Below are 11,440 nucleotides of genomic sequence, written 5' to 3' on the forward strand. Positions count from 1 at the left end.
GTAAGTTTGGTGGCAGGTCCTGATAACATAAAGGCAACGGCAGCTCCTATCGACATACCTGAGGCAAGCCAGGTAATTAAGATAGGAATGGTACCACCGCCGCATAAGTATAAAGGTACGCCGAGGGTTGCCGACAGTAAAACTCCAAAACCGTTGTCTTTACCGAAAAATTCGGCAAAAGCATCTTGTGGAACATGAATTGTAAAAAGTGCGGCTAGTAAAATACCGGCGGCAAAATAAGGTAAAGTGGCTTTTATGTTACGTCCGACATTTTTTAAGTAACGCATAAAAAGATTGGGATCGGTGTCGTGATTATGTCCGATCCCAAATAAGGTGAATACGAAAAAGTCGGAATGCTTAAAAAATATGCGAATCAATACTCCGGCGCTTAGGGCCATTAAAAAACAGGTGACAAGTCGCAGACTGAAAACAAGGGGGCCTAAGGCTGCCGAATAAGCAATTAATTGAGGGTTTAAGAGTACGGATGCTACCATGAAGCAGGCTAAAAAATCCTGTCTTACGCCTTTTTGATAAAAGGCGACTACCAAGGGAATGGTGCCGTACATGCAGATAGGGGAGGCAAAGCCTAAAAGAGCTGCAAAGATATAACCTAAAAAACCGAATTTTTTTAATTTGCTTTTTACAAGAAGAGCATGAATTCTATCTTTGGCAAAAACCGAGATAGCAGAGCCTAAGAGGGTTCCGATGATGTAAAAAGGTACAATCTGCCTGCATAGGATATCAAGATAATACCAAAGGTAGATTATTTCTCTTTCAATAAAATCGTACATAAGAAAAACAAAAAGTGCCGCGAAACTTGCGGCAAAAGCATTTAGTTATTTATCAAGAGATACCAATTGATAATTTCTATGTCCAAAACCCATTTCTTCTGCGTGATCGAGAATTAAAAGTCCGTTGCGGCTTTCAATACGCTCAATCAAAGATTGGCTGTCAGGAGCGGCATACACCAAATCAATGCAGGCTTGATCCAAAGCTACAGGATCAAGAGATGCCAAAATACCGATATCATGCATATCAGGCTCTGACGGATTGCCGTCACAGTCGCAGTCGACGGAAAGGTTATTCATGACGGAAATGAAAAGCATTTTGTTGCCATGATCGTAATAATCATAGACTGACTTTGCCGCTTCAGCCATGGACGCGATAAAGGAATCGTGTTCTTTACCTGAGTTTTTGCCATAGGCTCCCAATGCACCCCATGAGTCCATTTTATCGATTGTGCCGCCTGAGTGAATTTTGAATTTACCGTCGGCTGAGGCAACACCGATGGAGATGTTTTTCAACGCTCCGCCGAATCCGCCCATGGCATGACCTTTAAAGTGGCTCATTACTACCATGAAGTCATAATTTGCCATGTTTTTGCCGACTAAATTGGTTTTAAGGAATGTTCCTCCTTCAACCGGAATTTCCATGGAACCGTCAGCGTCCATGATGTCTACGTCGGCAATTTCGGTAAATCCGTGGTCTTTTGCAACTTGCATGTGCATGGCAGTTTGTGCGCGAGACCCGCCGTAAGCGGTGTTGCACTCGACGATAGTACCGTTTACTTTGCTTACTACATCTTTAATAAGTGAAGGCTGCAGATAGTGGGTGTTGCCGGCTTCGCCCGTTGAAAGCTTTACCGCAACTTTGCCTGAAGGAATACGGTTCAATGCTTCATATGCTCTCATAAATCCTGCGGGACTGATATCCGTAGTCATGTAGACTACAGGTGCGTCTTTTGCATCAACACGGTGTTTTAACGCAGTAACGTCAATGTCCGCTGCAAAAGCGGTCCCACATACGCAAACGGCGGCAGCAAGAACTGCTGTTTTAAGTAAGCTTGCTTTCATGTTTTAGATCTCCTTAACGTAAGTAAAAATTTAAATTCCGAAATAGCCGGCTATTTCGTGCATTCTTTGCATTTGTTTTGTCTTGAAGGGGCAGCGCTTATCGCAATGTCCGCAGTCGTTGCACTCACTTGCGTGGTGATCAAGATTTAAATAATGTTGTTTGGCAAGCGGATCGCCTAATTTACTTAAATCGTAATATTTGTTGACAAGGCCGATGTTGATCTTCTTAGGACAGGGCGCGCAATGATTGCAGTATAAGCACCGGCCTTTGGCATCTTCAGTCAGAACTGTGCCTAATGCCGAGTAATCAAGTTCATCTTTTGATGCGGTGAAATAATTCATATAGTCATCAATTTCGGAGGTCTTGGTTGCACCTGCAACAACTGTGACTACAGCAGGACGTTCAAGGACGTAAGCGAGGCTCTGCACTGGGGTTAAGGCAATTCCCAATGGTGATAATTTAGCGTTTAAAAGCTGACCTCCGGCAAACGGCCTCATGGCCGATATGGCCACTCCTTTGCTTTGTGCCAAGCGATAAAGGTTTTCGCGTTCCTCGCTGTCTCCTACGGCATAGTCACCTCTTTTAAAGTCAAAGGCCGCATTAATGCTGAACATAAATAAATCAAATCCGCCTAAATTTATGAGTTTTTCAGCAATAAGCGGGGAGTGGGTTGAAAAGCCCAGGTGCTTAATTATTCCTTGAGCCTTTAATTTAAGGGCAAGTTCATAGATGCCTTTATTAAGCACGTAGTCAAGATCTTTTTCTTCATCAATGCAATGTAAAAAACCAAAATCGGTATATTCAAGTCCGGTGGTGTCAAGCAAACGGTTGAAAGTGTCTTTAACCGTGCTGAGATTTCTGGAAAAAGCATAGGCGCCGTTTTTATATACGGCACCTAAATGCATTTGTGTGAAAACTTCGGAGCGGTGTCTGCTTAAAGTTCTTTTAATTTCAGGATATATGAAATCGTAAGCTCCGCACAGATCATAAAAATTTATGCCTTTTTCAAGCGAGTAATCCAAGAGAGAGCAGACATCTGTGCCGGGAGTTACCGATCCAAGTCCGAGTCCGATTACTCCGATTTTTTCGCTGCCGTGGGGCAATATTCTGTATTGCATGTGATTTCTCCGGATTTTTTTTAGTATAAAAACTTATGTTTTTACTTAAAAATACTTAATTTTTATAAGTTTCCATACCTTTTGCGAATGACAAAATTATTGCTTTTGACCGTTGATGGAACTTGATTCCCACCATTTGGAAAAAGTTTGATTGTCTTTATCAAGATAGACAATCTGTCCGATTAAAGGTGTAATCAATTGGTAATCTTTATTTAAGCTTGCTTTGTCAAGGCGTATAAAAGGTTCATTCCAGGAATGGGTGCTGAGCGCAAAACGTCCTGAATGCAATGGCATGAGTTTTTTGGCCTTAAGTATTGTTCCAACCTCTGCAACTTCTTCAGGAAACATATGAATATCTTTCCAGTTTTCGTTGTATTGTCCGTTTTCAATCAGCGCTAAATCGATTTTTTTATCCGAAAAATCTTTGGCTATTTTTTTAAAATGCTTGCCGAATCCGCTGTCACCGCTATAGAAGATTCTGTAAGTCGGGGTAGTGAACATAAAACCTGACCATAAGGTCTTATTGGCGGATAGAAAACGCCCAGAAAAATGCCGTGCGGGAAGGACGGTTATTTCAAGAATATCATCGACTTTAATATGATCGTTCCAATCGCCCTCCAGAATTTTTTCTGGTGAAAAACCCCAATATTCAAGATGACTTCTTATTCCCAAAGGACAAATTACGGCTTTTACTTTGTCTTTTAAAAAACCGACGGTAGGGTATTCAAGGTGATCCCAATGGTCATGTGAAATAACCAGATAATCAATATCCGGCAAATCGTCTACCGTATATAAAGTCGTGCCTGAAAAGGCCTTATTTATAAACGATACCGGCGATGCGTAGTTTTCAATAACCGGATCGATAAGTATCCTTTTGCCGTTTATCTGCAGTAATGTGGATGAGTGTCCGAGCCATACCAGTAAATCTTCATTTTTATTAAGCTCTTTTAAATCGGTTTTGACAGCAGGCAGCGGTTTTGTCGGTTCAAGGTTAGGATATTTTGCGAACAAAAAATTCCACCATGCCGCTATTTTGCTTTGCTCTCCGGTCATAACGGCAGTTTCTTCAAGATTTCTAAATTCTCCGTCCCGATAGTTTGGAGATTGCTCGATTTTCTTTAGGTATTCGCCTTTAGGCAGCGTGCCGAATTCTGCGGTACATGATGATAAAAATAGGGACATGAGGGCCACTGGAAGCAAAAAATATAAAATGGTTTTAAATCCGGATTTTTTCATGTTATTTAGCATCAAAATCCTTTAATAGACGAAAAAGGAAGTCTTGGGAATTTTCTTTTTTCCCGTTTTTATAAATAACCAGATACGGCTTGCCGCTTAAAGATGATCTACTGGCGCAGTGAATAATAAAATCCCCGGCAGTTTTTAAGTCATCCTTTGCGTAATCATATTTACGCAGTAGGTGTTCAACAGCCGCATCCGCTTTATATTCACTGCCGTTTCTGACAAAAGTGAGGTTGTCATACTCAGATAATTTGTTAAGTAAAAACATCACTTTTTGATGTTCCGATTCGCTGATGGCATAAGCTGTCGTACTTAACAGCATAAGTAATGAGCAGCAAAGTAAATACACAGGGTGTTTTATTTTTTTCATGAATACTTTTTTATAAAAATGAGTATTAATTTAAGCAGGAATGCTTTTATTTCATTCCTGCTTTAACTTAAAGTGCAAAATTACATGCACATACGGAGGATTTTATCTACGTCATCTGGAGTTAAAGGTTCAAATGCAAGATGCAGCGGGAAACATTTGCATGCATGCTCTGACATTTCCTTAAAATGCTTGTCATCGGTAATACCGACCTCAGGCAGGGTCTTTGGTAGTCCGATTGAAGCGAAAAACTCCTCCAGTGCGTTAATTCCGGTCTCAGCTGCCAATTTGTCGTCGCATTCACTGATGTTAAAGACACGGCGGGCAAATGCTGCGTAGCGGGCTTTGGTTCTGTCATTTAGGGTATAACGCATCACCTGCGGGGTTAAAATTGCAAGACCCTCGCCATGGGTAATGTCGTAAAAAGCGCTTAACTCATGTTCAATAGCGTGGCATACCCAAGCAGCCATATCACTGCCTAATGCGCAGATACCGTTGCAGGCAAGTGAGCTTGCCCACATTAAATTAGCGCGTGCTGTATAATTATCGCCGTTGTCATAAGCGATTTTGCCGAATTTAACTACGGTACGTAATATTCCTTCGCAGAGGCTTTCAGATACCATATTGGTTCCGTCAACCATATACTGTTCAAAAATATGCGACATGATATCGGCGCATCCTGCTGCGGTATGCTTTTTATTAACAGTCAGCGTGTAGGTAGGATCCAAAATCGATACTTTAGGGAAATTAAGCGGGTTTAAAATACCGATTTTCTCATTGGTATCGGGATTGGAAATAACCGCGGCACAATCAAATTCGCTTCCGGTGGCGGCAAGAGTGAGAATTGATACTAAAGGCAGAGCTTTGGTAATTTTGCTGCCGTCAATCACCAGATCCCAAGCATCTCCGTCATAGAAGGCAGCGTCGCAGATGATTTTTGAACAGTCAAGAACACTGCCGCCACCCACGGCGAGAACCACATCAATATTTTGTTCTTTGCAGATCTTGGCTCCTGCTCTTACTGAAGATACGCGCGGATTAGGCTCTACTCCTGAAAGTTCAAACAACTCAAAGTCTTTTAACAGTTCTTGAATCTTGGTGTAAATCCCGTTCTTTTTAATACTGCCGCCGCCGTAAACCAGCAGTACTTTTTTACCGAAAGCACCTAAAACTTTTGGTAACTCATTAATCTTATCCTTGCCGAATAAAACTCTGGTCGGGGTGCAAAAATCAAAATCATTAGCGCAGTCTTTCATATAAATTTCCTTAGATGTTAGCCAAAAAATATTTAAGTTGATAAAATCATAAGACCTAAAGTTAACTTTAGGTCAAGAGTTTTTTGAGGTGAAAAGTGAAATATTCAATCGGTGATGTGGCAAAGCTGACGGGAATTTCCGTTTCAACTTTGAGATTTTACGATAAAGAAGGTTTTTTTAAGGATTTAAAGCGCACCGAAGGCGGTATTCGCGTATTTTCAGATAAAGAGCTTGAGGTTTTAAATGTAATTGACTGTTTAAAGCACAGCGGTCTTTCCATTAAAGATATTAAAGAATTTCTTATCTGGTGCGCCAAAGGTGATTCCTCAATAGAAAAACGGCGTGCGCTTTTTTATGCAAGAAAAGAAGAGGTCATGTCGCAAATTGCTTTACTGCAGGAAACTTTGGATTTTCTTAAGTATAAATGCTGGTTTTATGATATGGCAAAAAAGCTCGGCAGTACGGATGCGGTTTTAAATCTTGATGAAAAGGATATTCCTTCTGAATTTTTAAAGTTTGCTCATCGCAGTAAAAAAGCCGCTTAAACACCGTCTTGCATTTTTGACAAGACGTCGCTAAAAAATTTTACGGTCTGAAAGCAAAATAAACTGCGGCGATTAAGCATAAAGCCGCCCATAAATGGTTCCATTTAAGCTCCATATGGAAAGCTATGATGGAAAACACGGTAAAAACGGTAAGCGTTATTACTTCCTGAATAACTTTTAACTGCATAATATCAAAAGGACCGCCGTTATCCTTAAATCCGATGCGATTTGCTGGAACTTGCAGGCAGTATTCAAAAAAGGCAAGGCACCAGCTGAAAATGATTACGCCAAGAAGAGGTAATGCGGCAAACCATGAAAATTCCTCTTTCATCTTCAAATGACCGTACCATGCCAAGGTCATGAAAATGTTAGAACATACGAGTAAGCCTATAGAATACATTCCTTGAGTCAGCATATCCGACCTTTGTCCTTTAAGTAAAGTTAAACGCTTATTTTTACGGTGCGTATTATATTATTAGTTGCTTATTTAGGCTAAAAATTAAATTAATTTTTTCTTGTGTAAAAATCTATAGATAAAACTCTATCGGTGATTTGGCTTTTAGGTTTTTTACTAATTCCTGTCTTAGATCGGTAATTTGCGTATCGGACAAATCAAAATCCAAAAGCATATCCGCAATTGATAGAGGTAAAGCTTCTTTTACCGTTGCAGTTAGTAAGGAAGAAGCTTGTGTCTCATCTATAGGCTCAAGATGATGTAAATCAAGCTGCAGCAGCGGACGGGACTTATTAAGAGAAAAAGGATCTGCATCAGGGCTGATGACTTTAAACGGTGTTAAAAAAGATTGAATAAATTCAGTGCTGTAGATAGGCTCTGTAGGTTTTGGCAGATTTAAAGTTTTTGCGGTAATTTCCAGCATATCTTTTATATAGTAGTTAAAAAAGATGCCGCCGATTAAAGATACGTTATAGTCTAATGTCAAGCAGATATAGCCTAAATACAGATCGGCAATTAACGCGTTTTTATTTAAAGCTTCAATGATGTTCTGCGGCGTTACTTTTAATGTATAGTCAGCCGATCGAAGATAGACGTCGTTTTTATCTTTGACCAAAGATAATTGTTCAATAGTTCCTGAGTCTTTTTTTCTATAAAAAAGTACCGATCCTCTGCCGGTAAAATCGTATTTCCAATTGTCCGTTACCCTTTCATCAGACCAAAGGTTAGCTCTGCCTTTAAGATTTTTACAAAGCGTATATAAAAGATGAGGAGAGTTAAAAATTTTGAAAATAAATGAATTTTCATTTTCAAGCGATATTTTCAAAAGATCGCTTATTAGGACGCTGTCATCTACAAAGTAGCAGGGGCAATGGGGAACCTTAGTTAAAAAACTCTTTATATAAAATGAGTTTGCCTTAAAGCATTGGCTTAAAAAAGAATTTTCTCCGAAATTTTCAGGAGTAAAAGCTTCTATGGCTGAGAGTTCATATGATGATGCTAAAGCAGATACCGTGTTTAGCTTGCGCTTTATATCATCACTTTTTAGCGCTCTTAAGGAACAAAGATATTTAAGATCGTATTTTCTTGGGATGAAGCTTATTCTTTTGCGCTTGTAGTGGTTTTCTTCAAGGCGCTTTCCTAAAAGGAAACCGCCGGGAACGGTAGGGTTTTTAGGGCCAATGGAGGTACAGGCAAGAATTATTAAAGCCTGCTTTTTAAAAAGCGGAGCAAAGTATGAACTCATAAGACTTGATGCTATAAGTTCAGGATGATTTTCAATTCCGCCGTGATTGGCGCAATAAACGCACTGCGGATGCTTTAACGCCAAGCGTACGTTTTCTTCATCAATATCGCCGTAATTTAGTTTTATGTTGCTTATAACGGCATTTATAAAAGTGTCAGACGGTACGGTACCCTTGGTAAAAAGCAGTCCATGGTAGTCTTTTAAACTCATGTCGGAAAATTTATCGCAGAATCTTTTAAGATGCGGTTTTAGAAAATCAGTTAACACGATGTTTTCCTTATGTTCAAAAAGTGCTGAATTATAAAAAACAGCATTGCGCATACTGCGACTGTTATTGCCATGAATGAAAAGCCGGCGGTGCCGAAAGCGCTCATTATTACGGCAATTATGAGAGGCCCTGCTATTTGACCCAACCTTAAAAATGAATCCAGGACTTTAATTGATATTGACGGTCCGATTTTTTTAGAAACCTCATAACTTGCCATTACGGCCGGTTGACCGCCTTCGTTAATCGATGCGGATATGCCTAATAAAATCATGGCAAGTATTGAAGCGCCGATAAGGCTTGGCAGTTTAAATGCAAGCGGAACCAGCGCTGAGAATAAAAGTGCCAGAGACAAAATCACATATTTTCGGTCAATTTTATCTATAACTTTGCCCATGATCGGAGCAAGGATGATAACCAGGAACGAATATAAGAAATTAAGCTGTCCGACGGTTGAGGCTCCCATTCCGTTTTCCTGTACGGTAACGGGCAGGAAGAAATTAAAAAATCCGATGCCGATAGCGCTGTAGGGAATTACCTGCAGGAGCATAAGAGACAAGGATTTAGGATCTTTAATAAAGGCAGTTACTTTTGATAAAGGAAGTAAAACGCTCTTAAAATCGTTTTTATGTGTAGAAGCGTTAGCGCTAAGCGCTGTACGGTGCTTCATAATATAAAGCAACAGCAGGAAATCAAATACGGCAAAGGCACAGGAAATAGCAAACACCAAGCGCATATTAAATTTATCGGCGATTATTCCGCCTGCGGCCACTCCGCATAAAACTCCCGAGAAAAGTCCGGCAAATGCTGCAGACATGCCTTTTGCCCGAGAAGTGTCGTCGGTTGAGTCCATAACGCATAATTGGCAGCTTACGATAATGCCGCCGTAGGCAATACCGTATAACAGTCTGCCAAGTAAAAATGAATAGGCGTTAAAAGACAGAAAACAAAGCGCGGTGCTGAAAATAAGGAGGAAAGAGCTTATAGGCAATACTTTTTTCCAATCGCTTAATGCTTTGTCGCAAAACAAAATCAAAAGAGAGCTTATTGCAACACCCGTCATGTCGGTTGAAACGGCAAGACTTTTAACGAGATCTGAAGATAAAAAGCCTAAATCATCAGCATATTGACCCATAAAGACAGGTACGATGCTGACAGGGAGAAAAGCGCCGAAAATAATCAAAAAACCAAGCGGACGGATAAGCGAAGGTTCAAAAGGAATTTTCTTTTGTGGACGCAGCATTCTTGCCATTTCATGACGTAACAGCGAGGTCAATTCATAGGCTAAAAGCGCTGAAATAAAAAATAATGTTAAAAGGTTAAGCCCCAAATCAACAAATTTTGCGTATTCAATCTTTGTGGTAAGGCTTAGCGAGCCGATAACTTCATTATGACTGATGATAGGAAAGGATTGATCGATTTTAAGACTGTCGCCGGCAATCACATTGCCTTTTTCATCGGTAAGTGAAATTTTATCGATAAAAGGAACATTTTCTTTTAATTTTATAAAGTAATCGTTAAAGCCGCTTACTTCATGAAGGCTGATGTTAAGCCTCGTTACGGCGGAGAAGTCTTTGCTTACTGACCCGAAAGCTGCCGTCTGCAATGAGTCGGCATGGTTATCAATTGCCTTTATCACGCTTGGCGTCATGCAGGCAATGATTATCATCTGCGCAATAAAAAAGGGTATAAGTAAAGTTATTACTGAGGAAACATGGTTTGCATTTTGTCTTTTTAGGTTAATCAGAATAAAAAAGACGATAAAGCATAAAGTGGAGATAACAAGGCCTAGTCCTACGCTTGCATAAAGTTTTTTTGTTTCTTCTTCACTTAAACTTTGCTTTTGATTGTTTCCAAGCGTTGCAAGAACAAAACCCGCATTATGTCCTGTAATATCAAAAAAGGGTGCGTATAAATAAATATTGCCGGAAAGTAAGATGTTCTGCCCGGTAAGTTTTTTAATATCTATGGTATTTAATCCGACAGTTGATTTACCCACAACGATGCGTCCGTCTTTATCTGCGATAAAAACGTCCGCGGCTTTGCTTATCATTTTCAGATCGTAAAGATCCTGCATCGCTCTTTGATAGTTTTGAATGTTGCGTCCCATTGCCGTGATGTTGTTAATGCGCATCGCGGTATTGTTTATATTAAATTGCAGCAGATCCTGCGCAGTTTGAACGCGGTAATCGTTATAAGAAGAGACGACAAGTGAGACAAAAAAGAATTGGGATATGAAAAATACCACTAAAACGGCAAATAAGCGCAGATTGAAAACAGCTTTAAGGATATTTTTCATTAATTTACTCAAAAGACCGTGGTTTTGCGTTTATTATAGATAGTTAAGGACGGTATTGCACCTGTACGGATGTAAGAGGATCATGTTTTTACATAATTTTTTTAAACGCAGCTTTAAAGCGTTTATTTTGGGGCAAGTTTTATTAAGTTTTGCCGCTTTTTCAGCACAAAGTACGCAATGTTCGCTGGGAAATGCGTACAAGGTGGCTGTTTTTCAAGCCGGAAGTTATTCGGATTTTCAAAAAGTATTCAGACAAACGACTCTTGCCTTGCAAAGAAACGGATTTATAAACGGTGAGCTTATTGATCGTAACTTTCTTTTAGATAAGAACAATAGTTTTCAGAAAATGGCGCAAAAGACGCACGGCGGCTGCATTGAGTTTGTTGAAGACGGATTTTATGACGGATATTGGGATCATGATAAAGCCAAAGAGCTTGCCGATACTTTAAAAAATCGCATAAAGTCTTCAAATGACATTTCCATGGTATGGGCACTGGGAACCGTCGCAGGTCAGATGCTTACTGACAGTTCCTTAAACGTTCCGGTTTTAGTCATGACTCCTACCGATCCTGAAAGCTCGGGAATTATAGGACCTGGTGAGTTTTCAAATAAAAAGAACATTCACGTGCAAAAGGAAATGAATCGCTACGAGTCGGAACTAAGGCTTTTTTATAATACTTTTAAGTTTAAAAACCTGGGCGTTATCATCGATGATAATCCGATTAATCAGCCGGGTCAGGCCGTACCGATTATAAGAAAGCTTTCTCAGGAACTTAAATTTAATCTTATCGAATGTA

The 11,440-nt window shown here is 39.9% G+C and carries 11 protein-coding genes; 2 read left to right on the forward strand and 9 right to left on the reverse strand.

The window, feature by feature from the left end; genetic code table 11:
* From QZ019_RS07320 to QZ019_RS07345, 6 genes are all read right to left on the reverse strand, one after another.
* Window positions 1-791, reverse strand: a 791-nt coding sequence (locus tag QZ019_RS07320; protein ID WP_295483722.1) for a permease, incomplete at its 3' end; no start/stop codon positions are given.
* A 45-nt stretch (window positions 792-836) separates the two neighbouring features.
* Entirely contained in the window at window positions 837-1,853 is a 1,017-nt protein-coding gene (locus tag QZ019_RS07325; RefSeq protein WP_295483724.1) for a DUF362 domain-containing protein, read from the reverse strand.
* Window positions 1,854-1,883: 30 nt separating this feature from the next.
* Window positions 1,884-2,972 carry an aldo/keto reductase gene (locus QZ019_RS07330; protein ID WP_295483727.1) on the reverse strand — a complete coding sequence of 363 codons (1,089 nt, stop codon included), beginning with the start codon at window positions 2,970-2,972 and terminating at the stop codon, window positions 1,884-1,886.
* Between the two features lie 96 nt (window positions 2,973-3,068).
* Complete coding sequence (locus tag QZ019_RS07335) at window positions 3,069-4,154, reverse strand: MBL fold metallo-hydrolase (protein WP_295483730.1); 1,086 nt, start codon at window positions 4,152-4,154, stop codon at window positions 3,069-3,071.
* Between the two features lie 55 nt (window positions 4,155-4,209).
* Window positions 4,210-4,581 carry a DUF5329 family protein gene (locus QZ019_RS07340; protein WP_249082935.1) on the reverse strand — a complete coding sequence of 124 codons (372 nt, stop codon included), beginning with the start codon at window positions 4,579-4,581 and terminating at the stop codon, window positions 4,210-4,212.
* A gap of 80 nt (window positions 4,582-4,661) precedes the next feature.
* Window positions 4,662-5,834: an iron-containing alcohol dehydrogenase gene (locus tag QZ019_RS07345; protein ID WP_295483734.1), complete on the reverse strand. Its 1,173-nt coding sequence runs from the start codon at window positions 5,832-5,834 to the stop codon at window positions 4,662-4,664.
* A gap of 95 nt (window positions 5,835-5,929) precedes the next feature.
* Between QZ019_RS07345 and QZ019_RS07350 the strand changes: the two genes are divergently transcribed.
* Window positions 5,930-6,379 carry a MerR family transcriptional regulator gene (locus QZ019_RS07350; protein ID WP_295483736.1) on the forward strand — a complete coding sequence of 150 codons (450 nt, stop codon included), beginning with the start codon at window positions 5,930-5,932 and terminating at the stop codon, window positions 6,377-6,379.
* A gap of 40 nt (window positions 6,380-6,419) precedes the next feature.
* On the opposite strand, the gene QZ019_RS07355 is transcribed toward QZ019_RS07350, so the two are convergent.
* The 3 genes from QZ019_RS07355 to QZ019_RS07365 form a co-directional block, all read right to left on the reverse strand.
* A complete protein-coding gene (locus QZ019_RS07355) occupies window positions 6,420-6,791 on the reverse strand; it encodes a DMT family protein (RefSeq protein WP_198002745.1) in 372 nt (123 codons plus the stop codon).
* Between the two features lie 115 nt (window positions 6,792-6,906).
* A complete protein-coding gene (locus QZ019_RS07360; RefSeq protein WP_295483739.1) occupies window positions 6,907-8,346 on the reverse strand; it encodes a hypothetical protein in 1,440 nt (479 codons plus the stop codon).
* On the reverse strand, window positions 8,340-10,643 hold the full coding sequence (locus tag QZ019_RS07365; protein ID WP_295483742.1) for an MFS transporter: 2,304 nt from the start codon (window positions 10,641-10,643) through the stop codon (window positions 8,340-8,342). The genes QZ019_RS07360 and QZ019_RS07365 overlap by 7 nt, the downstream gene beginning before the upstream one ends.
* An 82-nt stretch (window positions 10,644-10,725) precedes the next feature.
* Here QZ019_RS07365 and QZ019_RS07370 point away from each other — a divergent pair.
* On the forward strand, window positions 10,726-11,440 hold a 715-nt coding region (locus QZ019_RS07370), incomplete at its 3' end, for a hypothetical protein (RefSeq protein WP_295483745.1).

Origin of the sequence: uncultured Succinatimonas sp. (assembly GCF_905203285.1) — a bacterium.
Classification (GTDB): domain Bacteria; phylum Pseudomonadota; class Gammaproteobacteria; order Enterobacterales; family Succinivibrionaceae; genus Succinatimonas.